The sequence below is a fragment of the Glutamicibacter sp. BW80 genome, from assembly GCF_002332385.1.
GTDB lineage: Bacteria > Actinomycetota > Actinomycetes > Actinomycetales > Micrococcaceae > Glutamicibacter.
In genome coordinates, this window is sequence record NZ_NRGV01000011.1 from 62439 (window position 1) to 88384 (window position 25946).

Annotated in this window: 24 protein-coding genes; 10 read left to right on the top strand and 14 right to left on the bottom strand. The window is 56.1% G+C overall.

Annotation, left to right across the window (positions count from 1 at the left end; genetic code table 11):
- The first annotated feature begins 186 nt into the window (after positions 1 to 186).
- The 3 genes from CIK76_RS02040 to CIK76_RS02050 are packed head-to-tail and all read left to right on the top strand — an operon-like array spanning position 187 to position 3178.
- Positions 187 to 1608 carry an MmgE/PrpD family protein gene (locus tag CIK76_RS02040; RefSeq protein WP_096283132.1) on the top strand — a complete coding sequence of 474 codons (1422 nt, stop codon included), beginning with the start codon at positions 187 to 189 and terminating at the stop codon, positions 1606 to 1608.
- Positions 1609 to 1655: 47 nt separating this feature from the next.
- On the top strand, positions 1656 to 2267 hold the full coding sequence (locus CIK76_RS02045) for a VOC family protein (RefSeq protein ID WP_096283133.1): 612 nt from the start codon (positions 1656 to 1658) through the stop codon (positions 2265 to 2267).
- On the top strand, positions 2264 to 3178 hold the full coding sequence (locus CIK76_RS02050) for an alpha/beta hydrolase (RefSeq protein WP_096283134.1): 915 nt from the start codon (positions 2264 to 2266) through the stop codon (positions 3176 to 3178). Before CIK76_RS02045 ends, CIK76_RS02050 begins: the two co-directional genes overlap by 4 nt.
- A 487-nt stretch (positions 3179 to 3665) precedes the next feature.
- On the opposite strand, the gene CIK76_RS02055 is transcribed toward CIK76_RS02050, so the two are convergent.
- Both CIK76_RS02055 and CIK76_RS02060 read right to left on the bottom strand, forming a co-directional pair.
- Positions 3666 to 4925 (bottom strand): acyl-CoA dehydrogenase, encoded by a 1260-nt coding sequence (locus tag CIK76_RS02055; protein WP_096283135.1) that lies wholly within the window; start codon positions 4923 to 4925, stop codon positions 3666 to 3668.
- A 52-nt stretch (positions 4926 to 4977) separates the two neighbouring features.
- Positions 4978 to 5952 (bottom strand): flavin reductase family protein, encoded by a 975-nt coding sequence (locus CIK76_RS02060; protein WP_141393437.1) that lies wholly within the window; start codon positions 5950 to 5952, stop codon positions 4978 to 4980.
- A 236-nt stretch (positions 5953 to 6188) separates the two neighbouring features.
- Between CIK76_RS02060 and CIK76_RS02065 the strand changes: the two genes are divergently transcribed.
- Entirely contained in the window at positions 6189 to 6731 is a 543-nt protein-coding gene (locus CIK76_RS02065; protein ID WP_096283137.1) for a carboxymuconolactone decarboxylase family protein, read from the top strand.
- A gap of 16 nt (positions 6732 to 6747) precedes the next feature.
- On the opposite strand, the gene CIK76_RS02070 is transcribed toward CIK76_RS02065, so the two are convergent.
- Complete coding sequence (locus tag CIK76_RS02070; protein WP_096283138.1) at positions 6748 to 8076, bottom strand: TetR/AcrR family transcriptional regulator; 1329 nt, start codon at positions 8074 to 8076, stop codon at positions 6748 to 6750.
- A 134-nt stretch (positions 8077 to 8210) separates the two neighbouring features.
- Between CIK76_RS02070 and CIK76_RS02075 the strand changes: the two genes are divergently transcribed.
- Positions 8211 to 8990 (top strand): IclR family transcriptional regulator, encoded by a 780-nt coding sequence (locus tag CIK76_RS02075; protein ID WP_096283139.1) that lies wholly within the window; start codon positions 8211 to 8213, stop codon positions 8988 to 8990.
- Positions 8991 to 9727: 737 nt separating this feature from the next.
- On the opposite strand, the gene CIK76_RS02080 is transcribed toward CIK76_RS02075, so the two are convergent.
- From CIK76_RS02080 to CIK76_RS02095, 4 genes are read right to left on the bottom strand one after another with little or no spacing between them, the layout of a single operon-like run.
- Positions 9728 to 10534, bottom strand: a complete 807-nt coding sequence (locus CIK76_RS02080) for an ABC transporter ATP-binding protein (RefSeq protein ID WP_096283140.1) — start codon at positions 10532 to 10534, stop codon at positions 9728 to 9730.
- A gap of 34 nt (positions 10535 to 10568) precedes the next feature.
- On the bottom strand, positions 10569 to 11363 hold the full coding sequence (locus CIK76_RS02085) for an ABC transporter permease subunit (RefSeq protein ID WP_217990329.1): 795 nt from the start codon (positions 11361 to 11363) through the stop codon (positions 10569 to 10571).
- On the bottom strand, positions 11324 to 12184 hold the full coding sequence (locus CIK76_RS02090; protein ID WP_096283142.1) for an ABC transporter permease: 861 nt from the start codon (positions 12182 to 12184) through the stop codon (positions 11324 to 11326). Before CIK76_RS02090 ends, CIK76_RS02085 begins: the two co-directional genes overlap by 40 nt.
- Positions 12185 to 12200: 16 nt before the next feature.
- Positions 12201 to 13205, bottom strand: coding sequence for an ABC transporter substrate-binding protein (locus tag CIK76_RS02095; protein WP_096283143.1), 1005 nt, complete (start codon positions 13203 to 13205; stop codon positions 12201 to 12203).
- Between the two features lie 607 nt (positions 13206 to 13812).
- Here CIK76_RS02095 and CIK76_RS02100 point away from each other — a divergent pair.
- A complete protein-coding gene (locus CIK76_RS02100) occupies positions 13813 to 14514 on the top strand; it encodes a helix-turn-helix domain-containing protein (RefSeq protein WP_096283144.1) in 702 nt (233 codons plus the stop codon).
- Between the two features lie 144 nt (positions 14515 to 14658).
- Positions 14659 to 16380 (top strand): bifunctional 3-(3-hydroxy-phenyl)propionate/3-hydroxycinnamic acid hydroxylase, encoded by a 1722-nt coding sequence (locus CIK76_RS02105; protein ID WP_096283145.1) that lies wholly within the window; start codon positions 14659 to 14661, stop codon positions 16378 to 16380.
- A gap of 92 nt (positions 16381 to 16472) precedes the next feature.
- Here the strand turns inward: CIK76_RS02105 and CIK76_RS02110 are convergent, their stop codons facing one another.
- Positions 16473 to 18317, bottom strand: a complete 1845-nt coding sequence (locus CIK76_RS02110) for an SH3 domain-containing protein (protein WP_096283146.1) — start codon at positions 18315 to 18317, stop codon at positions 16473 to 16475.
- 324 nt (positions 18318 to 18641) lie between these two features.
- Here CIK76_RS02110 and CIK76_RS02115 point away from each other — a divergent pair, with 324 nt between their 5' ends.
- Positions 18642 to 19409 (top strand): 4'-phosphopantetheinyl transferase family protein, encoded by a 768-nt coding sequence (locus CIK76_RS02115; RefSeq protein ID WP_096283147.1) that lies wholly within the window; start codon positions 18642 to 18644, stop codon positions 19407 to 19409.
- Here the strand turns inward: CIK76_RS02115 and CIK76_RS02120 are convergent.
- The 3 genes from CIK76_RS02120 to CIK76_RS02130 all read right to left on the bottom strand — a co-directional run bounded on the left by CIK76_RS02120 (position 19406) and on the right by CIK76_RS02130 (position 22391).
- Positions 19406 to 19753: a cupin domain-containing protein gene (locus tag CIK76_RS02120; protein ID WP_096283148.1), complete on the bottom strand. Its 348-nt coding sequence runs from the start codon at positions 19751 to 19753 to the stop codon at positions 19406 to 19408. The genes CIK76_RS02115 and CIK76_RS02120 overlap by 4 nt on opposite strands.
- Before the next feature lie 112 nt (positions 19754 to 19865).
- Positions 19866 to 20699 (bottom strand): hypothetical protein, encoded by an 834-nt coding sequence (locus CIK76_RS02125; protein WP_141393438.1) that lies wholly within the window; start codon positions 20697 to 20699, stop codon positions 19866 to 19868.
- Between the two features lie 468 nt (positions 20700 to 21167).
- On the bottom strand, positions 21168 to 22391 hold the full coding sequence (locus tag CIK76_RS02130) for an MFS transporter (RefSeq protein ID WP_255248316.1): 1224 nt from the start codon (positions 22389 to 22391) through the stop codon (positions 21168 to 21170).
- 146 nt (positions 22392 to 22537) lie between these two features.
- Here CIK76_RS02130 and CIK76_RS02135 point away from each other — a divergent pair, with 146 nt between their 5' ends.
- Positions 22538 to 23314, top strand: a complete 777-nt coding sequence (locus CIK76_RS02135) for a MerR family transcriptional regulator (protein ID WP_096283151.1) — start codon at positions 22538 to 22540, stop codon at positions 23312 to 23314.
- 73 nt (positions 23315 to 23387) lie between these two features.
- On the opposite strand, the gene CIK76_RS02140 is transcribed toward CIK76_RS02135, so the two are convergent.
- Positions 23388 to 23582, bottom strand: coding sequence for a helix-turn-helix domain-containing protein (locus CIK76_RS02140; protein ID WP_096283152.1), 195 nt, complete (start codon positions 23580 to 23582; stop codon positions 23388 to 23390).
- Positions 23583 to 23824: 242 nt separating this feature from the next.
- Between CIK76_RS02140 and CIK76_RS02145 the strand changes: the two genes are divergently transcribed.
- Positions 23825 to 24313 (top strand): Lrp/AsnC family transcriptional regulator, encoded by a 489-nt coding sequence (locus CIK76_RS02145; protein WP_096283153.1) that lies wholly within the window; start codon positions 23825 to 23827, stop codon positions 24311 to 24313.
- On the opposite strand, the gene CIK76_RS02150 is transcribed toward CIK76_RS02145, so the two are convergent.
- Positions 24310 to 25518, bottom strand: a complete 1209-nt coding sequence (locus CIK76_RS02150; RefSeq protein ID WP_096283154.1) for an MFS transporter — start codon at positions 25516 to 25518, stop codon at positions 24310 to 24312. The two genes, CIK76_RS02145 and CIK76_RS02150, sit on opposite strands and share 4 nt — an antisense overlap.
- Positions 25502 to 25906 (bottom strand): low molecular weight phosphatase family protein, encoded by a 405-nt coding sequence (locus CIK76_RS02155; RefSeq protein WP_096283155.1) that lies wholly within the window; start codon positions 25904 to 25906, stop codon positions 25502 to 25504. Before CIK76_RS02155 ends, CIK76_RS02150 begins: the two co-directional genes overlap by 17 nt.
- Between the last annotated feature and the right edge of the window lie 40 nt (positions 25907 to 25946).

Below are 25946 nucleotides of genomic sequence, written 5' to 3' on the forward strand. Positions count from 1 at the left end.
CTGACCATTGCTGGCGGTGGCTTTTCCTCATGCAAGACCTTGCAGGCTCTGCCCCAAAGGATTTCAGACCTGCATCTTGAACTGATTATTCCAGCTACTGGGAAGAGTGCTTTTGCTGGCGTACGCACACTCATAGATTGATCTCACCGTCTTCCACTGATACGGGTTGATCAACTGAGGAGTAACATGCAATCGATCATCGACAGGCTAGTGCAGCATGTCTTGGACACTCCCTTCGAGGCTTTCGGCGCTGATGTTATCGAAGCTGCCAAAATGCGGTTGATCGATGCGCTGAGCTGCACTGTTTCCGGCGCCGGAGCACCTGGCAACGATGCGGCTGTCTCGGTCATTCGCGCCATGGGGGGAGCACCTCAAGCAAGCGTTATCGGGTCGAACGAACGTCTGCCCTTGCCTTACGCGGCCATGCTCAACTCACTGCAAACTCGTAGTTTTGACTTCGAAGTTTGCGGACCAGAACCCGAAGGCATTAACGCCGGCAAGATGGTTGGCCACGTCGCCAGCACCACCGAACCTACGGCACTGAACGTTGGCGAATTCGTCAACGCCAGCGGAAAAGAAATGCTGGCAGCCGTCATCCTCGGTGGTGACGTGGCAGCCCGCGTATCAGTGGGTAACACCTTTAACTTTGATGCAGACTTCGAAGTCTGCGGCACGTCAAATGCTTTCGGCGCCGTAGCAGTCGCAGGTCGCCTCATGGGGCTGTCCCACGATGAACTGCGCAATGCTTTTGGCATCGTGTTGAACCTGCTCGGGGGCTCTTACCAAGGCATCTGGGACGGCGCTGATTCGTTCAAACTTCCCGGTGCTATGGCCGCCTACAACGGAATTCTCAGCTGCCAGCTGTCGCAAGCCGGATTCAACGGTGTCAAGGATGCCTTCGAAAGCCGCTTGGGCTACTTCCACTTGTATGCCAAAGACCCGCAGCAGGAATCCATGATGGCCGACCTAGGCAAGACCTACTATGTGCGCGGCCAGCACAAAATGCATCCCTCGTGCTACGGAAACCACAACCCCATCGAGTGCTCCGTAGCATTGCGAGACGAACACGGCTTTGAAGGTGATGACGTGGTTTCGGTGGTCATCGATGTACATCCAAAACGCATCGATCATTTCCTGAATCAAACGCCGACCGCCGATGATCATCAGCCGAAGTTCCTCTTCACCATTCCCTACGGCGTCGCAAACGCGCTCTACCGGGGTTTGCCGGAACTGGAACACTACGATGCCGACGGGATCCGCGATCCAAAGGTACTCGATCTGGCCACCAGGGTCACGCTGGAGCCGAATCTGCCCGAAGGCAAGCTGCACGCAATTCGCCTACGCGTCACGCTCAAGGATGGCCGCGTCGTCGAACTCTCCCGTGATAATCCGACCGGCTGGCTAGATAACCCGGTGACCCATGCGGATGTGGTCAACAAATATTGGCGCAACCTTCGCTATAACAAGCAGATCTCCGAGGACCAGGGCATCCTGGCTCTGGAGCTCATCAATAATCTCGAGACAGTGCAGAACGTCAACGAGCTGTCGCAACAACTGACAGTCTCAACCACGACGCAGAATACCGAACCTCAAAAAACCTTCGCCTAACAACCTCGGTAGTTAAGCAAAAACAATCACCATCGAAAGGAACTGAAATGTCTGTCACCGATTCCGCTGCTAACGATTCAGCAACACGCACCGAATTCAACCCGCGTCTGGCTCACCTTGGTATTTTCTGCAAGGACTTGGATGCAATGATCGAGTTCTACTGCCGTGAATTTGGCATGATCATTTCCGATGCTGGCCTCGGCAAGTCCGGCAAAGCTGGAATCCAGCGCCGTGGCGCCTTCCTCACTGGCGACGCCACCGAACACCACCAGTTGGCATTGATTGAAGGGCGCGAAGAGGGAACTCCCCCAACGACCGCACAGATTTCCTTCCTCGTGCCAAACCTCAATGAGCTGCGCGCCTTCTGGCGCCATGTGGTCAAAACCGGCATTCCGGTGCAGGTCGTCAAGAACCATGGCAACGCCTGGTCCATCTACATTGACGATCCAGATGGCAACATGCTGGAAATCTACACCCACTCCGAGTGGTACTCGACCCAGCCATTGGGCGAGCCGCTGAATCTTGATGATTCAGAGGAAGAGATCCTCCGTCAGACCAACGAATTGATCAAGCAGGATCCAAACGCCCGCCCACGCGTCGAATGGATGGCGGAGCAGGAAGCCAAGCTCAAGGCAGCCCGCGTCGCCCTAGCCTCATGAGCGCCGAGAACTCGGGGTTCCGAAGCATTTGGACGTATCTGAACCGCACTGAACACGTTCTGGGATATATCCAGGCGGGCAACGTTCGCACACGGTATATCGAAGCTGGCGATCCCACTCGGCCCACGTTGCTGCTGCTCCATGGAACAGCGGGAAGCCTTGAGAATTTTTGCGCCAACTACGAAACCCTGGCAGAAAACTACCACGTGCTGGGCATTGATATGCTCGGCTGCGGCTACACGGATAAACCTGAATTTGACTACCAAATCACGGATTATGCCGAGCATGCCATAGCTTTTCTCGATGCCAAGGATATTGCCGATGCTGCCATCATTGGTGTCTCTCTGGGCTCCTGGGTTGCCTCGCGGATGGCACTTGACCATCCTCGGCGGGTCCGCGCAGTGGTCGCTCTGGCCCCGGCGGGCATCATTGTCGACGCTGAAATGGAGAAAAAGTTCGGCGAGGATGTACGCAGACGACGCGGCGCTGCCGCGGCGGAACCCTCATGGGCTTCTGTCACGTCAGCCATGGAGAAACTGATGCTCAATCAAGAGGACTTGATTGACGACCTGGTTGCTGTTCGTTTGGGCATCTACCAGCTCGAAGAAATGAAACAGGCAATGCCTCGCTTGTTGGCATTCAGTCTGGGCGGTAACCACCTGAGTGATCAACAATGGGCCTCGGTAGAACAGCCGATGCTCGTAGTGGCATCGGTTGACGCACCAAATATGTTCTTGGACAACGCCTACGCCATCGCAAGAACTGTTCCTAATGCGCAATTGGTTGAGATGCCAAATTGCGATCATTGGCCGCAATTTGAACAACCAGAGTTGTTCCACAAATTTGTACTTGAATTTCTGACCAACCATTTGAATTCATCGGTACCGGCCACGAACCACGTGACTCGCTAAATTACATCTCAATATTCCGGTTACAGGACTCTTATAAAGGGCCTGTAACCGGATTTTTCTTGTGCTCTGTCGGAACCTGGTTATACGTTTGTTCGAAGCGGTAGATCCGTGCCTGCGACTAGTGTTCAAAGTTGTCATTCTGGAGCGCGGCGGTTGACTTTTTCCTTGCAACACCAACGCGCGCGGCCTACGGATTCTGCATCGCGCTCAACAGTCCGGCTAGCAGCAGAGCTGCTGTGTCAGCATTCCCGGGAACTACGAGTACACATCGCTTTGGCAGCGCGACTGCCCAATTAGTGAACCCGCACCATCACTGCACTTCATGCTGTTGAGCTCAGGGATCTTTGGCTTACTCGAGCCTTGCAGACTCGGATGACGAAAGTTCTTGCTTCACTGTCCGGCTAAGTTCTGAGGGCAAAGCAAAAACCTGGCAAACGTGAGATTGCGCCCCACGTCTGCCAGGTTTTAGGTGCCTAAACCACAAGTTCTATTTGTAATAGGCCAGGGTTCCGAAGTCCTTGAATGGTGCTGCCGGCAGTCCAAACATTTCCTTTACGTATGCTCCTGCAGCCATCTCCCGACCGGCTGAGCCATGATTACGCGCAGCCATTAGGTCCCTAAAAGTCTGCTGCAATGGATTAGCCGTCGAGGTAGCAGCCGCACCGGCGACCGGCCATAATTCGGCAAATTGTTCAAAACTCACCGCGATCAGATTTGCCGTTTCAAAACGCAAGCGCATACGACGTTCCGGTGTTGCGTCTTGACCATTACAAGCCAAGTCGAATAGCTCGCGCCACGAATTCAACTGACGATCCCGAAAAGCCTCCACGGTCGACAAGGCGGTGGCAACCTTTAGATGCAGGAATGGATTCTGTGCCACTGGCGACCCGGTACCCTGCGAGGTCAGTCGCTTCTTGGACTGCTCAATGAAGGTCTTGATGCCGTTCAATGAAGTACCCACCGCGGTATTTGCCGGGGTGGAATTGAACAACGACATAAATGAGCACCAGTACAATGGGGTATTATTTACCAGCCATCCCAGATTCTCATCTTTGTAATTGTCTTCGAAGAAGTGGGTGCGGTACTCGGGAACAAACACGTCCTCCAAGGTCACTGCCTTCGAGCCGGTGCCTTTCAGGCCTTGGACATCCCAACTGTTGTGGTCAATCGCTACATCTTCAATCGGCACCACATGGGCTTTATCCCGGTTACCCAGGATCACCCACTGCGCGTGGTCAACGCCCGAAGAGAATGTCCAGGTTCCGTTGAGCACAAAGCCACCATCAACCTCGGTCACCTGCCCAATCGGAGCAAAAGAACTAGATGCACGAGTATCAGGACCATCTGCCCAGAACTCATCCTGCATCCTCTCGCTCATCAACGCGATCTCGAACGAATGGCAATGCAACTGCCCTGCGATCCACGCAGCAGAACTATCGGCCTCTGCAATGCGCATCACTCCTTCAAAGAAGGCGGCGGGAGCCATTTCCAAGCCCCCGTAACGCAACGGGGTCAAGGCACGGAATAAACCAGTTGAGATCATTTCTTCCACGGTTTCGTCTGAAACGCGTCCTTGTTCCTCGGACACGCCGCGGCGCGAACGAATCGAGTCAACAGCCCCATCAACCTTTGCCAAGAACGACTCACCCTCTGCAATAGCCCGTGCCCGGTACTCTGACCAGTCAAGGTCACGAGCGGAATGGTCGATTTCTAGCGGTTCGTTTTTAGCACCTAATAAGCGTGACATTTTGTCTCCTAAAATTTTGTTGTAAATACCAGTAGCTAAGATTTCTCAGGGTTTAGGACGTTAACAACGTCATGAGTACCTGACGTGTAGTCTCCAAATCTTTGGGATCAACCAGTTCCAGCATTCGGTCGTTGAACCCCGTCGCGCTAGCCAGCAGCGCGGCCCGGGTTTGCCACCCCTTCGCGGTCAATTCATATAGTCCTGAAGCGTTCTTCGAAGTGATTCCCTTAGCGTCCAGATCCGACAAGGTATCTTCGATGGCATCCACTCGCATCAAGGCACCAGCGGCTAATTGAGCCGGGTTTGAGGGACTTAGATCCAACAAGTTAATGACTCGGGTTTCAGCAACGTCTAGTCCCAGCTCATCGCGGTACTCCCCGAATTGCTCCGAGAGGTACTGTTCCGTGGATTTAAGCAACGAGACGAACAGCGGCTCGTCGGTAGTGTTGCTAACCCCGTTGCTCGAAGAACCTGACGCCGCGGTGTTAGCCAGCTGGGGATGTTCGACTGCGACTTTGTACTGTCCTTGGGAGAAGAGCAACGGGTCTCCGCTAAAACGCGTGAAACTATGCACCCGACCGATGAGAATATGGTGGTCTCCACTCAGATGAGCTTCTTCAAGAGTGCACTCAAAATGTGCGATAGCTTGGTCTAGCAGAGGGTCGCCATGTGCGGACTTGGTCCAGGGGATTTCACTGAACTGTCCTTCCTGAGGACGTCCGAATACGGAGCAGGCGTCTACCTGGTCATCGGCGAGAACGCTGACGGCAAAGTGCTCTCCTTCGGCAAAGGCCTTTAAGTTTTTCGACTCATTGCGGATGGACCAGCTCACCAGTGGCGGGTCTAAGGATACAGCCGCAAAGGAGTTCACTGCCATACCAACAGGGCCTTGCGGCGTATCGGTGGTCACCACAGTTACTCCGGTGGCGAATTGGCCCAGAGCCCGCCGAAAAGCTCGCGGGTCGTTCTGGGGGGCATTCTGCTCTTCAATGAAGCTACCGTTCATATCTTTGGAATTAGTTGTCACGGTATTCTCCTTAGTCTGGACGAGTCGTGTGTTGATGGTTCAAAAAACAGTGGGAAATTTACTACTGATTCACAGTATGGAGTTCCGCGTTCACCGTGCACATAGGGTCTTCCAGATGTTGGAATTAGTGCGACGCACCCGATTTCCCAGAGTATGGAAGGGGTGCTCGTTCTTGGACTCTGTCATAGGTACTCTCGGTGACAGTCACTAACTGCTAGATTTTAGAAGGTTCTTCCATGGCACGCATTCCGTATTTCAATTCCGAAGACGCTTCGGATTCAATCAAAGAAGCATTGAAGGGACGTCGCCAGATCAACATCTTCAAGTTGATTGGTCAGTCAGATAACGCAGCAGCAGAAGTTTTCAACCTAGGCCACAAGATGAGTAAAGGAAGCTCACTGGATCCAGTGTTGCGGGAAATCGTCATTCTCCGCGTTGCAGCATTGACCGAGGCCAAATACCAAGCCCATGAACACCATGCAGTTGCACTTCGAAACGGTTTGAGCGAACGAAAAATTGAAGCCGTCGCCAAATTTCCGCTCGGCGATGAGAGGGATGAACTTTCTCAATTCGAAGAGCAGTTGATCGGCTTTGTAGATGCCGTGGTGGGGACTTCTACCGCCCCTGACCGGCTCTTTGAACCCATGTATGAGCACTTTGGTGACTCACAAATTGTTGAATTGGTGTTAATCATCGGTTTCTACATGATGGTTGGTCGCGTTATGAATACCTTCCAAGTTGAGCTCGAAACTGGTGCTGTTCCAACGTTTGATTATTAATCCGGAAAGCTTGCGCTTATTGCTCCAAAGACATTCCCGCGGGGTGCAGCGCCGTGGATAACATCGCGGAGGCGCGCTGGAGCAAAACATCCGTGTCATAGTTCTGACCGAAGGCGATAGCCAGTATCAACCCTTCGGTCAGAACCGTGAGTCCCCAAGCGGCACTGGTAGCTTGCGCGCTGGGCAAACCACCTGAAACCGTGAGCCATTGTGCCAGCGTGTTTTCTTGTTCTGCCAAGGCCTCTTGGATGCTGATACTAGCCGCTGCCGGCGGTGTCCGGTGCTGCAATTTCATCAATAGTCCGGCGCGCACAGTTTCTCGATTTTGCATTCCGGCGCGCACTCCATCAATGAGTGCTGTTGCAATATGCGAAATGGTCTCTTGTCCCCCAACAAAATCCTCGGGAAGAGGCATCGCCATTATGTTTAAGAACGGCCCGGCCACAGCGGCTTCCACTAGGCGGTCTTTATCGCTGTACCGCCAGTAGACGGAGCTACGTTGCATGCCAGAACGTTCACAGATACGAGTCAGTGTTGCGCCCTCATAACCACGTTCCGAAACTAGTTGCCGAGTCGCACTGAGCAAAAATTCGTGGGTGCCGAATTTCGTTTCGTTAGAAGATTGGTCGACTATTTTTTGTTGAGGTACAACTGATCTTTTTCCTCGGCTAGGCTCCGCAAAAGCTCCAACCAGACATGCGGCAACGAATTCTGACTTTTGTTCGAGATTGACTGTGGTTAGTTCGGTGTCAGAAATGTAATGCCCATCCAAGAACGCTACCGTCAACTGCATCATCTCGATTCCCACGGCGTTGGGATCATCCAATTCATGCAATTCTGCGACGTTTTGCCACCACTTCTGCAGCGAGCTTCTGACAGCTCGACGGCGATTTTGAAATGGCTCTTGAACTACGCTCTCATAAGCCGAGCCTTCCAAAGCCACCATGAGGCCCAAACGCACCGGACGCTCCGTTTTGGCGCCCTTGAGTTGATCAACCATGATCCTTTCAAGCTGCTCTTGCAGGTTTTGGCCTTCTTCGAACTTCACCCATTTTTGAATTCGCTCGACTGTTCGCTCATAAGTGGACTCCAAGGAAGCCGCAATTAATTCATCTTTTGTCTCAAAGAACCAATAAAGAGAACTTGCAGGTTTTCCTGTCGATTTGGAGATCTTCGAAATGGTGGTCGCATCATAACCAAACTGGCTAACCAGTGCCGCGGTCTCAGCGAGGATCGAACGCAAAGTTGATTCGCCTCGCGCATTACGTCGACTGCCATTCATGGATCCTCCATCAGAATCAGTAAGCCCTAATCGGCGGCACTTCACATAATTTTCAACGTTCATTGAAGGGAAGCCTCAAATGTGAAAATCCCCCTTGCGACACTGTACTAACCGCTATAGTATCTATACTAATCACTACAATAGTGGAATAGAACACACTGTCAAATGATGTGTAACTCCGCAGATATGGGGCGACGATGACCACAACAATTAGTCAGTCTGACGCGAGTGGCACAGCTTCGACTGTGCGTGCTTTGCAATTGCTTGACGTATTTACAGGCGACAACTCACTGCTCGGTGTCAGCGAAATTGCTCGACTGGCCGGGTTGCCTACGTCCACAACTCACCGGTTACTCTCCCACTTGGTCCGGGGGGAACTACTATCCAGGATTGGCACCGACTATCGTCTGTCAGATCGCATGTTCGAACTCGGTAACCAGGTTTCCTATAACCGTCCGCATGGGGTGCGCAATATTGCAGGACCATACCTTGGTGAAGTTTTTGGAATCACTCGTCTCACCACTCACCTTGCAGTTCTGGAAGGCTCTCAGATTCTTCTGGTAGACAAGGTCTCAAGCCTGCAAAGCCGACCAGCACGAGCCACAGTAGGCGGACGTTATTCAGCTGTTTGCACGGCACTTGGAAAATCCTTGCTCGCGTTCCAGCCGGAGCCACAAATACATAAGGTAATCGCCACAGGGCTACCCCGCCGCACACGTTATTCGATTACCCGGCCTAGCGATCTGCTCAATCAGCTTGCAGAGGTCCGAGCATCGCGACTAGCCACTGAACACGAAGAGAGCACCTTGGGACAGTACTCTATCGCGAGCCCAATCTTCCATGAAGGAAAAGCCGTTGCATCCATCGGTATCTCTGGTGGCGTCAACGAAGTCGATCTTCCGAAGCATCGGGCCCTTTTGGTGCGTGCTGCCTCCCAGATTTCGAATGAATTGCAGCGTTCAAGCGGCAACTCCTGATTTTGTATTTGCGCGCCCCTACCCCCGACAGGTTCAAACTTGAACCGGTCGGGGGTTTTCCACGTCTTGAGTTTGTTCGATGAACGTGCACGCGTACGCGTGAGAACGGTATATTTCGGAATTCAGAGGGTAATCAGCCATAACACCGTACAGGTTTTTGAGCGCTCGTAATGCCGGGAGAAGACACAGACATTTCGAGAACGCAGCGGCGGGACAAGTCCTGACATGCAAGGTCTGCAGTGGGGGCCAGAAACGATTCCATAGGACAAAAACTTCCACTACTGGCAGGTTGCCTCAAGCGGTGAAAGCGACAGCCTAGTTCCATATGAACATTTCGATACCTCATGAAACGTCCTGAACGACCGATGGTGCCCACCGCCTGGAAGATCCAGCAGTCAGCCAGCGGAGTCTGAGACAAGTGCACAGCATGATCGACCAGAATGCTCTTGAACGGCTTCGATATTTTGCATCTCGGTGGACGTTGAAACACCGTGCAATAGATGCTTAGCGTAGTCTGACTCCAAGGTACGCACCAAGACCACTGTTCAAGCGGTCTACGACAGGTTGGAGCGTTAACGTGGCATCCCCCCTGGGATCCCAAAGCTTGACGCACAAAATCAAATGGTCTCTTGGGGACAGATGGGATTAGACCCAGTTTGCACTCCAGATCATGAATAGCCGAGAAAGGGACGCGAGATATTCTCACGTCCCTTTCTGATGGCTACAGCCGCATTCGATTACGCGACATTGATCGTATTAGCCCGGATCTGCTGATAGACCTTCGAGCGAATTTCGGCAAATCGCGGGGTAGCCTTCGTCTCGATCTGGTCACGGTCTTCGCCGAGACCGGTTTCCACCAAATCGACTACGCCCGTAGGAACACCGCCCAGAACAAGAACCCGGTCCGAGAGATACACCGCCTCGTCGATATCGTGCGTAACGAGCAGGACCGTGATCCCCAGATGCTTCTTGATCTTTAGCGTGAGGTCTTCCAAGTCGGCGCGGGTCTGGGCATCCACCGATGCAAAGGGCTCATCCATCAGCACAATTGCCGGCTCATAGGCCAGCGCTCGAGCGATGGCCACGCGCTGCTGCATGCCACCAGAAAGTTGCCACGGATACTTCGAGACATGCTTTTTCAAGCCGACCTCGTTTAGTGCAGTCATCGCCTTCGTTTTGCGCTCGGACTTCGACTTGATCTTGTTGCGAAGCGGGAGCATCACATTGTCCAACACGCTCATCCACGGCATCAGCGAACGAGAGTAGTCCTGGAAAACGATTGCCATCTCCGCCGGCGGCTCGGTCACCACCTTGCCATGCAATCGCACCTCGCCGGTGCTAGGTGCCGAAAGGCCTGAAAGGCACTGCAGCAAAGTGGTCTTTCCTGCGCCCGATGGGCCGACGATGCACATGAATTCCCCGGCCCGAACGCTGACGTTCAAGTTGCGCAGAACTTCGTGTGTTCCGTAGGACTTGCCTAGGGCCTCAATGCCAAGCAACTCTGCACCAACTTCGAGCTTGCCCAGAGCTTTTACCTGTTCCATAGTTTTTTCGCTTTCTGAATTTTGCATTGATTCGCTAACCGTTCTTCTGGTGATGCCACTTCAGTGCCACACCTTCGAAACCTCGGAAGGCGAAGTTCAATAGGTAGCCCAGCAGACCGAGGATGATGATGCCCGACCACATGTTCAACAAGTTGAAGGTTCTCTGGGAATCCAGGATGTAGTATCCAAGCCCGTTCGCGGAACCTATCATTTCCGTGACCACCATGACGACTGCGGCGATTGCGACGGAGATCCTCGCGCCCGCAAAAATCTGTGGGGCCGCGTTGGGCAAGTAGATGAACCTGATGCGATCCATCACGGAGAATCTATAGGACTCTGCCACGCGGAGAAGAACCGGTTCAACGGAACGTACTCCATCAATCGCGTTCAGGAGAATCGGCCACATCGAGGCGAGGGCGATCATGAAGATCTTCATCTTGTCGTCAAGTCCCAGGAAAATGATTGCGATTGGCAGCAATGCAACACCGGGTGTTGCTCGAAGAAATTCAAGAAGTGGCCTGATCGATTCCTCGAAGCGAGGCAACAGTCCCAGTAATATGCCACCGCCCACGCCGACGATTACGGCGAAGCCCAAGCCGGCCAGGATACGCCCAAGGCTAGGAAGCAAGTTATCCACGATGCCTTGGAAGAACCACACTTCACCGGTTCTTTCAAGGATGTCTGCCAGTGGCGGGAAGTATATTGAAGTACTACTTGCCGATAGAACCAACCAGAGTAGTACCAGAATTATTGGCAACCAGATTTCCCAAAGTAGGATTTTTGCGCGTTTCATACCTTTTGTTCCCCTCGGATAATCGGGTGCCACCATAGGACTTTGCGTTGGAACAAGACAACGATTGAGTTGATGACAAGTCCTAAGACACCTGCTGTGATGGTGTATGCAAATACCTCTGGTCGACGGTAAGCCTGTTCCATGGCGGACAATTCGGCGCCAAGCCCTGGGGCTCCACCGATGTACTCTGCCGAGATGGTCATCAGCAGCGCCATCGTTGCCGAGAGACGTAGACCGGTCAAGATGAACAACGAGATGCTCGGCGTCCAAAGGAATCTAATTCGCTGCACGGTGGTTAGCCTGAATACTCGCACTACCCACTTATGCAGCGGCTCAATCTGCTTGACCGCATACATTGACTGAATCATCAGTGGCCACACAGCTGACAGTACAATCATGATGATTTCCATGCGCACCGTCGTGCCGTACATTAAGAGCACCAGCGGAAGGAGCGCGATGGTCGGAATGGTCCGGAAAAAATCGATAATCCACCGAGTGCTGCGCGATGCTGCCAGCGAGGCTCCGATCAGTAAGCCGAGCGGAATACCGATGACCGCGCAAACCACCAGGCCTAACGCCCACACTGAAACCGTCTTGCCAAGGGCACCCCAGTACGTGCCAGTTTGGATCAGGTCAAACAGTGCTGAGAGGACTGCGGCCGGAGTAGGGAGGCTTCCAGGTTCAACCAACGAACTGATCGCGATCAAATGCCAAATCACCAGCACCGCTACGATGGCCAGCGCTTTGTAGTACCACGGTGTACTGCGTTTTTTGGCAGATCGCTCACGAGCCTGCCTTGTCTTCTGTTCAGCGTGCGGGGCATGTGCCTTACGCTGAATCCTAGAGTCCGTTGTCATTTGAACCTTTATTCCTCTACTGTCCGAAGTTTGCCAGTAGATCAGATGCTTCTGGCACTTCAGTCAGGACTTCATAGTGTGTTGCTAGATCCGAAACCTTCTTCAGGTTCTCTTCTGTGATCGGTTCTTCGCCTAGAACCTGAACGAAGGCATTAGTCAGCTGTTCTGGGGTGAAATTCAGTTCGGATACGGCCGTATCGATGGCAAACTTGCGGTCATCATTGATCTTGGCGGATACGCTCTGAATCGAGTCTGCGAACGTCTTGATTGTTTCTGGGTTGGCGTTGATGAATTCTTCAGTTGCCATGTACACCGAGGTAGGTGCGCCCTGATTGCCAGGTGCATCGGTGTTCATCACCAGTTTGACGTTTCCGTTGCTGATAGCCGTAGAGGCCAGCGGCTCATTTGGTGTCGAGGCATCAACCTCCCCTTGAACAACCAGATCAACGGCCTGGGCAGGAGGAGCTTCGATGAACTGCACCTTTGAAGAATCGCCGCCATCGGCATCAATTGAAGCGCGGATATTCATCCAAGTCTGTGTTTTCAGAGCAGGAACTCCGACTTTTTTGCCTTCTAGGTCCGCAGGGCTGTCGATCTTGCTGTCGGCTTTTGCAATCACGCTGGCCGCAGACATTTCTTTCTTTTCGCCGTTGGTCGACTGCACTCCGGCAGGAGACACGATTTTAACCGGCAGACCCTGGGAACGAGCCTGCATCGCGGTAATGACATCAACCATCGCGATTTGGGTACCGCCGTTGAGTAGTTGTGGAATCGCTTCGTTAGCGGATTTGTTTGGAACCGCGCTAACGTCCAGGCCAGCTTCTTTAAACGATCCATCTGCTACACCAGCATAGACACCAATGCCTGACAAACTCGGGGCAGCTCCCACGACGAGTTTCGTAACTTCCTCGCCGTTCGAACTTGCCGTGTCAGACCCGCCGCATGCGGTGGCTAGTAGTCCCACCGCAGCCAAGCAGGCCACTACTTGGAGTTTCTTTAATTTGGGGGTAAAGATTCGCATTGGCTTTGCCTTCCTATGCACGTTGGTTGGCCGAGGGCGGCCTAGGGCATGTCACCCATTTTTATAGCGTCTAGTCCAGAGAGTCTAACTACGGATTTGTGGCGAAGACCACGTACTATTCCGGATGCTGAAAAGCAGAAATTTGAGGGGTGCCCGGATGCCTCCATAAGTTTCACGGAAGACGTTGATAATTGAGCGCTGCTACGCCAGCATTACAACCCGTGTAGCGCTCTGACCCGAAATCAATTTACCTCTGCAATGCGGCTCCTCTTTATTACCGGTGTACCTATTAAGCCGTTTTCCTGCCTTCGGGCACCATTGATGCCTATCCGATCTCTTGTAATCGTTGGATTGAGAGAGCATGAGCATCTGGGTTGAATACACAGCACAGCTTGAGTCCCTGGCCGCAAAATCTGATGGCGTTCACCCAATTGTTGATCCGAGCGCCTACTCCACTGGCCGTTCGCCGTGAGTCTTGTTGGTGAGAGACAAGATACTCAGCTAGACACAACTACTTTTGGAACCGAAAGCCACGTTTCGCCCAGCAAGTTCCATTCCGCGCAACACCCACGCGTGAATAACGCATGCCTTGTGTCACTATTTACATATGGATAAGAGCGTCGCACGCACCGTCTCACGAACTGCTGGTTCCCAAACGCTTGCCCGCGGGCTGACAATCTTGCGCCAGGTCGCCGACTCCTCCGATGGGTTGAGCGCGACCGAGGTGGCACAACGTTCAGATGTCCATCGCACAGTCGCCTACCGAATACTCAACACGCTGTGCCATGCGGAACTATTGCACCGTGGCGAGGACAATCGCTACCGCGGTGCCGCTGGCCTGCTTTCCTTGGCGGCCGCTGGCCATCAACATCTTCGCAATGTGGCGACTCCCCGGCTGCGCACAACCGCCGACGAACTTGGGGTTACCGTCGCTCTTCTGGTTCGCGAAGAAAATAAAGCCATTTCGTTGGCCGTCGTTTCTCCGCGCGCCGGCACCTACCACGTGGCCTTCACCGAGGGCTCCCAGCATCCGGTCAGTCGTGGTGCTGCAGGACTGGCTCTACTCGCGGCTGAACTGCCATCATCCGAAGACTCCGACCAGGTCAAGCAGGTCCGGGAGCAGGGTTATGCGCAGACCTTTGGCGAAGTTGAGGCCAACATGCATGGACTGGCCATTCCGCTTCCTGGCGCGGGCGCGCGCCCCGCCGCCTGCCTGAATGCCATCACTCTCCACGAGCAGTCCGCGCTTGATTGCATTGAACCGCTCAAACTTGCCGCCGCCCGGTTGCTGGATGACCTCGATGCATAGGCCCGATGCCGGGTTGGGGCAAAACGTTCCGGCATGCAGAACACCTGCTTTGATCCAGAGCACACCTCATGGTGTGATGAACCACAGGTTAAGTGCATATGCAGTTCACTACAGTGCGTTATTTACACAATAAGTGAGGGTTAGATGTCGTCAACGACTACCAGCGAAGTCCTTATCGTCGGTGCAGGACCAACCGGACTGATGCTTGCCAACATCCTTGGGATGTATGGCCGGACGGTTACCGTCCTTGAGGCTCGCGATACCCTCATCGATTACCCACGCGGGGTAGGCCTGGACGACGAGTCGCTGCGCACCATCCAGACCGTGGGGCTGGTGGATGAGGTTCGTCCGCATACCACCCCGCAGCACATCATGCGCCTGGTCAATGGCCGCGGCAAGACCATCCTGATCAACAATCCGCAGACCGACGAGTTCGGCTGGGAACGCAAGCACGGCTTCATCCAGCCCGAGGTGGACCGCGTCCTCTTTGAGGGTCTCTCGCGTTTCGAGAACGTCCAGGTGCTGTTCGGCCACGAGGTACTCGACGTCACCGAGACCGCGGACTCCGTCACCACCCGGGTCAAGGTCCTCGACGAGCACGGCAATGAGTCCGAACGCAGCTTCGAGGCGAAGTACATCGTTGGCGCCGAGGGCGGCAAGTCCCCGACCCGCAAACGCCTGGGCGTCAGCTTCGAGGGCGAATCGCCCGCGACTCGCTGGCTGGTGGTCGATGTCAACAACGACCCGCTGGGCACCCCGAATGTCTTCCTCGGCGCCGACCCGGTGCGTCCCTACGTTTCCATTGGCCTACCGCACGCGGTTCGCCGCTGGGAGTTCATGCTGCTTGACGATGAAACCGAAGAGATGGCCACCGATCCTCAATTCGTGAATCGAATGCTGGCCGATCATGTGCCGGACCCAACGACCCTTGAGTATATTCGCCGCCGGGTCTTCACCCACCACGCCCGTGTGGCAGGCGACTTCCGCAAGGGCCGCCAGCTCATCGCCGGAGACGCGGCGCACCTGATGCCCGTCTGGATGGGCCAGGGGTGGAACTCGGGCATGCGCGATGCGACAAACCTCGGCTGGAAGCTCACCTCGATCCTTGCCGGCCAGGCCGGCGACGAACTGCTCGATACCTACACCGCCGAGCGCAAGCAGCATGCCAAGGCCATGGTCGAGCTGTCACTGACCATGGGTAAGGTCATCAAGATGACCAACCCTGCCGGTGTGGTACTGCGCGATACCGCGGCCAGCGTATTGAACCTCTTCCCCTCGGTCAAGAGCTACTTCGCGGATATGCGCTTCAAGCCGATGCCGCGCTACACCGCAGGGGTGCTCGCGGATCCCACTACCGCGCAGGCAGGCAGCGCCGAGGCTACGCTGCGCAGCAAACTGATCCCGGTAGCCACCGCCAACACCCGCGTCTCCCCCGTAGGCGTCCAGTTCATCCAGCCAAATGTGCGCACCGACGAACTGGGAATCGGCAAGCTCGATGATGTCGTCGGCAACTGGTGGACGCTGCTCGTCTGGGGCAATGACCCAATCGACGTGCTGCCGGCGAAGACCATCGAAGACCTGCAGGCGCTGGGTGCCCGGCTGGTCGCGGTAGTCCCGGAGACTCAGTACGAATGGGCCAAACGCGATATGAGCCCAGAGGTCCTCGTCGTTTCGGACGTGACCGGACGCTTGAAGAAGTGGTTTGACGACCGCCCCACCCCGATGGTGCTGCTGCGTCCAGACCGTTTCGTCGCCGGTGCCTGCCTGCACCAGGATGGTCCGCGCACCATCGCTGCGGTGCTGAATTCGATGAGTTTCAAGGGTGCCATGAGCCACGAAGCACCCAAGGCTTTCACCGGCGCGTAGCCCGTCAACCCGCGCGCAATGAATCGCGGCGTGGTGGCATGACCTCGAAACGGCCCCGTCCCTGCCCTCAGGGGACGGGGCCGTTTGCTTGGCTAGCCGTTCAGCGCGCTGTAATCCAGGGCGCCGCCGGTGGCGGAATCTCCGTAGGTTTCCACGTGGACGTGGTCCATATGCCGGGTGGTGTCATTCCAGTTGTCGGTGAATTGGGTGCCGTACTTGCCAGAGGTCGAGTACGGCTCCCAGCCCTTCGCCTCGGACAACCAGATCTTGTCCTGCCAGATCAGGTAGTGGACTCCCAGCTGCTTGCGGTTATCCAGCAGGAACTGGGAGATGCGGTCTCCGGCGGCGATTCCGGCGGCGCTCTGGTAGTTGCCGATCATCGCGTCCACGGCTTTGCCGGAGCTGTGGCCAACGGATCCGGGACGCACCGTGCCCAGCGAGGTGAAGTCACCGGCGAACAGCTGCCGCAGCTGCTTGATGACCACTTGGGTATCGCTGCGCACCGGGTGCAGCTCTGCGGTGCTCAAGTAGCGGGAGCTGACGTATCCGGTGCCGACGCTGCTGGTCACCTTAGCCCAGCCGTTCTGCGCGCTGATCAGCTGCACGCGCCCATAGGCCGGGAGAATCCCCTTGCTGGCGTAGCTGGTCCCCGGGCCGGTGCGCAGATGCAAGCTGCCGGTTGTCCAGCGGTATTGCGCGCTGGAGGGCTTTTCGTCGCTCAGGTAGTCGGCACTGACGTAGCCGGTGCCCTCGGAGGCGGTCACCTTCGACCAGCCCGCCGTAGTCAGGTGGACGGTGAGCTTTTCGCCCTTCGGGATCACGCCGAGGGAACGGTGACTAGTACCTGCCCCGCTGCGCAGGTTGAGGTTCGCGGTGGTCCACTGGGTGCTGCCCCCGATAGGGCGGACGCTGTCGTCCTTGTCCTCGCCCTTGGGCTGGCTGTCGCTCTTGGCGCTCGTGGACAGGTACGCGCTGCTGGCCCAACCGGTGCCTTGGGAGGAGCTCACCTGCGACCAGCCGCTGGAGGTCGTGTGGATGGTGACCTTCTCGCCCTTGGGGATCACGCCGAGCGAACGGTGGCTGGTTCCGGCCCCGGAGCGCACGTTCAGGTTGGCCGTGGTGTACGCGGACTTTTTGGCGGTGGGCGGGGTCTTTGGTTCGGTGTTCGAGGCACCACCGCCCAGGTAGGTCCGGCTGACCCAACCGGTCCCCTTCGAGGAGGAGACCTGGGCCCAGTTGCCCGAGGTACGCAGCACATTGACCTTTTCGCCCTCCGGGATCACGCCAAGCGAGCGGTAGCCGGTTCCGGCCCCGGTGCGCAGATTCAAGTTCGCGGTCGTATAGCGCGAGCCCTCCGGGGAGTCCGTCTTCGGGTTGCTTGGCTTCGACGAAGACCCCTTCGAGGTCAGGTAGCTGGCGCTGGACCAGCCGGTCCCCTTTGACGAGGACACCTTGGCCCATCCCTTGGATGTCTGCGAAACGGTGACCTTCTCCCCCTGGGGGATCACGCCGAGCGAACGGTAGCCGGTCCCGGCCCCGGTGCGCAGGTTGAGGTTCGCCGTTGTGTAGCGGACCGAACCGCCCTTGGAATCCGTGGTGGACGAAGTCTTTTCCAGGTATGACCCAGCGGACCACCCGGTTTTCCCGCCGTACTTGATCTTGTTCCAACCATTGCTGGTCGCCAGCACGCTGAGCTTGGTGCCCTTCGGGATCACCAGCAACGTGGCTGAGGAGGTTGAGGCCCGTTCGCGCAACCGCAGGTTTGCCGTGGTGCGCTTGATAGTTGCCGATTTGGCCGTTTGGACGGTGAGCTTCGCCGTCGGCAATGAGTTCGGCACATCTGCGGATGCCGGTGGCGCTGCGGCTGCCTGAGCGCCGGTTCCGATTGTCATGGTCACGGCCAAGGCCAGTGCTGCGGTGCGTCCCGGATTCCTCATAAGTCCCTACTTGCTATCAGTCGGCGGCGCTCATCCATCACGGTTCATAGGGAATCTGGCAATGTCCGAGCGGCGTGTGCTAGTTCTTTCAATCGGCACCCACCCCATCAGGAAAGCCGCCCCAAGCTCGCCACCGAAAGTACTTCTACGCAACACCTTTCCATAATCTGGCCCGGCTTGCACATCATTTTCCCGGTTTGTCGTCTTATCGCGCGCAGACGTAAGCTGGCTTACTTTTCCGATGCATCAGGCGGTCCACTGGCCCCTACCCGGCGTGACCCGTGGTTCCTCCCCTGCCGAATTCCAGCACGTAGGCTTAAGCACATGGGCATCGAAAATTCTCAGTCACAGATTTACTACGCGGTGGCTACCGCCCGCGAGGTCGAGCTGGCGGCGGAGAAATTCGGCGGTCCAGAGCGGATTCTTGGCACCGAGGCGAGGCGCGCCACCGACTTCCTGCAGGCCGAAGACCGCGCGGCCTTCCTCGGGGCGCGCACGCTGCTGCGCTTGTTGCTGGCGCATGTCCAGCACGGCGATCTGGCGATGGCCGAGCAGCTGCGGATCTCACGTCGCTGCACTTCGTGTGGCTCTGTAGAGCATGGGAAACCTGCAACCCCAGAGCATTCGATCTCGCTTTCGCGTAGCCGCAAAATGTTCATTGCGGCAGTTGGCCCGAAGCAGATCGACCTTGGAGTCGACATCGAGCGGGGGCCCGGCTTTTCCCCCGAAGGTGTCTTTGCCGGTTTTGATGACGTGGCGCTCACCGCCGCGGAACGCAGACTGGTTCGTCGAGAGGCCAACGCGGATCGGGTGCGCCTCATCGCGTGGTCGGCGAAGGAGGCTCTGCTCAAAGCCTCGGGCACGGGGCTGCGCCAAGAGCCGTCCGCCGTCCCGGTGCTATCGGCGCGTGCGCTTCGTGCCGAGCGTGAGGGGCGCTGGATCGAGGTGAAGCACCCGGCAGAATACCAGCTGCGCTGGCTGCCGGTGCCCGCCACTCATGTCTCGGCACTTGCCGCCTCTGCGCCGCTTCCGGTCGCGGAGCTCAGCGCAGAATTGTTCGGAGGAGAGAACGGCCAGCTGATACAGCCCTAGGCGTCGATGAAGGTGATCAGAATGCGGGCAGGGTTTTCCGCGTAAACGGCATGGACCACACCTGCCTCCAACCGGATCATTCCGCCATAGCTCAGCTGATGAGTCTGATCACCCACGCTGAAGTCCACCTGCCCGTCGAGAACCTGCACGATGATGGGAGTCGCTGCCTTATGCTCGGCCAATTCGACATCCGCGTCAAAAGCGATCTGCACGAGCGTGGCGCCGGAAGCGGAACTGATCCGCTGGGCCGAGTAACTCCCTGGCTTGATCGGATTCGCTAATTCAAGATCGCCCAATTCCTGAGCCAACAGGGTACTTGCTACCTTGGTGTCGTCCTTGTCCATCACGAATCTTCCTTTACGTCAGGTGGTGCCCGGTGCTGAAGGTCCAATCTCCTTCGAGTATTCCAGAATTTGCCTGCATTCCAAGGCTGCGAGCGCATTGGCCGCAGCGGGGCTAGTAGGAGCGCCGCCTGACCTTGCGGACGATGAGCAGAATGACGCTCACCATCATCGCCGTCGCAAGCGTCACCAACGCCGGAATGATCCAGTCGGATAGCCGCACGGAAGCTACGGTCAGCCCGCCGAATTCGCTCAAGGACTCGCCCCATGACCCCACAGGGTTTTCCAGGATCGTGACTACCGCTGAGATCACCGCGGGCATGATCCATTGAATTGCCAAGGCAACAATCCAGAGAACCAGGTGCCAGGCTCGGAGAAAACCGAGGAATCCCAGCACGAGTCCGAGCAGCAACGGGCCGGCGTAAATCAGCGAGGAATAGATGTTCGGATCTGCCGGAGTATAAGTCGCCACCATTTGTATCCATTGGCCCACGCTGAATGCGAGCAAGGCGACCACCAGCGCCACCACGCTCAGCCGCAATTTTGCGATGACAAAATAGAGGACCTGGGAAATCACCAGCAGTGTTCCGAAAACCCATAGTTCCCCTTGGGTTTCGGGGCTGGCACCTCCCTGCAGAAAATCCGGGTCGCCGCCCAATATCCATTGCGCTGCAAGTCCTAAGAGGGAGAGCATCATGCCCACATCGGTCAGAATCGCGAAGCTCGTCGCACTCCGCCCAATGACTCGGGCAAACCAACCGCCGAGTAAAGCGACAAGAGACAAAACAATAATCAGGCCCGCTGCATCGGAATTCGGAGCAGGCAACAGTGACTCGTCTCGTTGCCCAAGCCATAACCAGAGCCAAGGAGCAACGGCAAGCAGTACAACGAATAACCCCGCAACGATCTGAGCCCACCAGGGACTCCAGAAGTTCCGGCTGCTTCTCATGTTCAACGTATGTGCTCCCACGGGCTCATTGTGTCAGAGGAGCGAGTCTGATCCTAGGACCCGAGGAGCTGTTTCAGCGCGTCGGCCACCGGTGTCACAGCGTCGACAAGCTCAACGGTTTCGGCGGTCCGGATCGTTTTGGGCTGCACTGCCCTGCGGTACAACGGCAAAGAGACCCGTCCACGTTTCTCCTCAAAACGGGGAAGCGTGTACGGGTCTCTTGATCAGACCTTTCGATGCCCGACGACGGTGTATTTGTCCCGTGTCTAGATGCGCCAGCGAAGATATGGGTGATCTTTGCGGTGATCGGCGTAAGCCATGCCAGGCGGTAACCCGATGACTTCAACTGAAACCAGTAAATACCAAATCAATCACTGTGTGCAACCGACCTATTGATGAGTGATCAATATGATCAGTCCTAGTACCTTGGGGTACCTTAGAGCCGACATTCTGCCGAATGCGCTGAATTTAGTGTCGCGGGTCACTGTCTTCAACGGTTTCGCTATGGACTCTTTCAATCTTGATCTTTCGCTCGGACACTGCGGAGGACAAGAACATCGCCACGATGACAAAGCACAAAGGCAGGATCAATGCCTGACGCAGCCCAAATTCATCACCCACGAATCCGAGGAGTGGCGGACCGACCAGGAATGCGATGTATCCAATGGTTGCTGCCACAGCTACTCGTCCTGCAGGATCATTTCCCGAGGCTCCAGCGGCAGAAATTGCCAGCGGAAATGCGAGCGAGGTGCCAATTCCCCAAAGAATGACTGCGCTGCCTGCAAGAACCGGGCTTTCGAGAAAGATGACGCCGGACAGGCCGGACGCACCGAGGAAGGCGCTCACGGCAAAAGTCCGGCTCGCGCCGAAACGTGCGATGAACCAGCCGCCGCAGAACCTGCCAATGGTCATCGCCAGCGCGAAGCCGGTGAAAATCAGGGAGCCCGCGGCCGGGTCAAATCCGTGGCCGTCCACCATGACTAGCGGGAGCCAATCATTGGCGGACCCTTCGGCGAGCGCCATCGCCAAGACGATGAAGCCGATTAGCAACAGGCGAGGATCCAGCCACAACCGCGCGGTGCGCTGCGGCGCTTCTCCATCTTGCCTGTGCATATCGATTTTGCCGGTTCCCTGCGGAAGATAGCGATTGACGCAGAAGAATAGTGCGAGGGAAAGCAGGCCGCTGAGCACCAAGTGCCAAATTACGGGGAAGGCCAGCGAAGTGAAGACTATCCCGAGGCTCGCCCCAATGACGGTACCGAGCGAGAAGAAGCCATGCAGGCTGGCAAGGAATGGCTTCTTGGTGATTCGTTCCACCTCGGCGCCTTCCACGTTCATGCCAACTTCTGCACTGCCCATTCCGGCGCCGAAAATGAATAGACCCGCAGCGACGCACCATTCCAATTGGAAGTGGGCGCTCATTCCAATCAGCGGCATAGAGATAATCACGGCGGATGAGCCTGCTTGGATCACCGGACGGGCCGCGAAACGCGCAACGAGCTTTCCGGAGAAGATAATTCCAAGCATCGATCCTACGGACAAGCCGAAGAGCACAAGCCCCATCTTGGCGGGGGTAGCTTCGAGCAGATCGCGAATGGCCGGTGTTCGGGTAACCCAAGAGGACATCGTCAGCCCGGGAAGGAAAAACAGCGTATACAGCGCCCAACGGCGTTGGGTAATGGTCGGTGCCAATTCCGCTCCTGGTGCGGGTGCAGTCGGTGCCGAAATCGGCATTCATAGTAAATCTACACAAGGTTGGTATTTGCAGGACAACTTTGTCTGCAGAATCATCACTACGCCTTGACCTTGACGCTGCGTCAACCCTTAGCGTGGTAGCCATGAACGATTTTCTGCCGACCAATCCCGGTGGTGCGCACTCGATCAGCGAAGTGGCACGGGCCGCAGGTGTGAGTAGTCGAACCCTGCGCCACTACGACCATATCGGTCTGCTCCATCCGAGCTGGACCGCAGACAATGGGTACCGCTTTTACACACGGCATGAGTTGGTGCGCCTGCAGCGCATTCTTTTAATGCGTCAGTTGGGCCTGAAGCTGGAAACCATTGGCGAAATCATTGACGAGCATCAAGATGAGATTTCTGCCCTCCAAACCCATATCACCGAGTTGCGGAACCAACGCGCTGCCTTAGATGCGCAAATCAACGCCCTGAGGCACACCATCCAATCGCTAAAATCAGGAGAGAGCATGAATGTAGATCAAGCCTTCGACGGCTTCAACGAACAATACAAAGACGAGGTAGTCGCCCGTTGGAGCCAAGAGAGCTACGTAAAGTCGGATCAGTGGTGGCGCGGACAGTCGAAGGGCCAACAGGCCGCACAGCTGCAGCTGGTGAAGGACCTAAATGAAAAGTGGATACAGGCTGGGCGTTCGGGCATAGACCCAAGCGGTGACCAAGCCCAACAAATTGCTGCGGAGCATGTAGCTTGGCTCAATAGCATCCCCGGAACTCCGGGCCATGAGGGAGATGAAGCGCAGCTAAGACAATATGTATTGGGGTTGGCCGAGATGTACGTGGCCGATGAACGATTCGCGAAGAACTACGAAGACCAAGCTCCCTTCGTGAAGGCATCTTTGGAACGTTTTATGCAGAAATAGTTGAACTCCTGGATGTAAATCCCGTCCGGGGCTGTCCCTCGGTCGGGATTTACTGCTGTCGCCTGCACATGCGCTATTCGCTGCCGTCGCTGATTTCCTCGCGGGCTTGGGCATAGCGGTGCTGAATGTAGTTTTCCAATTCGACCCTTTCTACCCGCCACATGCCGCGTCCACCAATCTGTATCGCCGGAAGCTCGCCGCTTTTCACCAGTGCGCGTACCTGCGGAAGCTTGACGTTCAGCTCTTCGGCGACGTCTTCCAATCTCATAAACCTCATACTTGAAAGGTTACTGTTATTTGCGGTTATTTGGTGTGAAAATAGGCAGGTTGTGGATAAGTCGGCATTCGAAGATTCGACTGCATCCGGGCGATGACACATAATGAGTTAGACGCAACAAAACCGGTCAGACCGTGCAACACACTTGGGTGCGGCTGGTCATTTTGACTAAAATCCTATGAAGGCACTTACGCCGCCGCCCACCCAACTTGCCAGCACAGGAGAAACTCCATATGCATTCGGAAACGTATCAGCTCGATGAGACCGACCGCCGAATCCTGTTGGCTCTGGATGCCGATCCCCGAGTGCCGATCATGATGCTGGCACAGCAGCTGGGTTTGGCCCGCGGCACCGTGCAGACCCGGTTGGAACGGCTAGCCCACTCTGGCGCGTTGCGTCCGAATACCGCACGGATCCTGCCAAGCTCGATGGGGCGCGGAGTCAGCGCGTTCGTCAGTGCAGAGCTCAACCAGTCAAGTTTGAATGAAGCCATCGAAGCACTGCGCGGCATTCCAGAGGTACTCGAATGTGTTGCTCCTGCCGGAGAAACCGACTTGATGATCCGCGTCTCGGCCACCGATCCAGATGATCTATATCGAGTCTCCGAAGAGATCCGCCTATGCCCGGGCATCACGCGCACATCTACCTCGATGATTCTGCGCGACGTGATCCCCTACCGCACCACCGAATTGCTCAAGAAACTCAGCGGAACCAAGAACTAGCTAGCCACCAGATCCAATGTCCTTGCCGGAAGATATCTACGCGCGGCAAATACGCACACCATGCTCAGCACGCAAAGCCCGATCAGCAACGCGATAAACCAGATGGGGTCCGCGAACGGACGCCACATGGCGAAGAGCGTCGGGAAGCTGAATCCGATAAAGCACACCGCATAGAACCGTCCGGTGAGCTTGCCCATTTCCGCCGATCCGGCAAGGTCAAGCACCTGGCTCAATCCAGCCACCAACAAGACGCCATTAGCCGAACCCGAGAGAATAAAGGCAATGACGCCCAAGGCCTCGGAGCCGGTCATGTAAACCACGATCATCAAGAGAAAAGCCAGGACCGCCAGGGTGAGCCCGGCAAGCAAGAGGTTCACCTTGCTGGTGTTGTTGTATCGTTTGGCCAGTGGCTGGATGAGCACTCCCATGCCCATGGTGATGGCAACCGCGGCGGTGGTGTAGAACAGCGATGACTGGCCAGCGTCCGCGCTCAATGCGGGAACTATGGCAAAGCCACTAGCGGCCAGCCCAAAGACCCACGGAGCCGCTGGAAGTACTACGAATCTGAAGCGGGCGAGATTCTCCGCCGTGGTGCTGCCTCCAGCAGTTCGAAGTTTGGGAGCTTTTTCTTCCTTGACTCTCGTGATCAGCAGCAGCCAAGACACAGCAGCTACGGCGTGAATTCCATAAGCCAGTTCGGGACTAGCGCTCGCGCCAACTATTGCCCCGGAAATTATCGGTCCCAAGGCAAAGCCGGCCGAGGTGCACAGTGCCGCACGAGTGGCTCCTGCCGGACCGACGCTCAGTACTTTAACCCAGCTGGTCACCGCGACCATCGCCAGGCCCATCCCCATTCCAGTGAAGACACGTCCGAGATACAACCCGGAGTCGTTCACCATGCCGAACATCATGGCAACCGAACCCAGCGTGGACGCGGTCAGTGCCAGCAGCGTGAACGGCTTGCGGCCAAATTTGTCGGCCAGAGGCCCACCCAAGAGCAAAGTGGGGATCATGCCGAGCAGATAGCTGCCCATCACCAGCATCGCTTCAATTTCGTTCAACTCGCGGTGCTGCTGGTACCAGCTGATAAGCGATACGTACTGGTTGGCGCACCAGCCAGTGAGGACCAGACAGATGCCCGGAAGCCACCACGAATTTTTGCTCTGCTTGGTCTTGCTCGTGGCGATCTTACTTCTCCAGTTCATGGAACAGTTCGCGAACGCGATCTGCGATTTCGTCACGGATCATATTCATCCGTTCCGCACCGGTGACCCCGTCTTCACTCGGTTCATAGGTGATCCAGCGTTCGGTGGGGATCGCTTCGTCAATGCTCGGGTTGGCTTCGCTCCCTAAGATGACTACGCGGTCCACCTTCTCCACGACCGACGCATCAATAGCCTTAGGAGTTCCGGCGGACATGTCTGCACCGGTTTCGGCCAAAGAATCGACCGCCTCGTGATTGATCACGGTGCCAGGATTCGTACCTGCCGAATAGCTGGTGACTGTGCCGCCAGAAACAAGATCCATCAAGGCCGCAGCCATTTGCGACTTGCCTGCATTGCGCGAGCAGATAAATAGAACCGAAGTAGCCATGAACTCATTGAACCACCCACAAGGCATTCGCGGGTGGTTC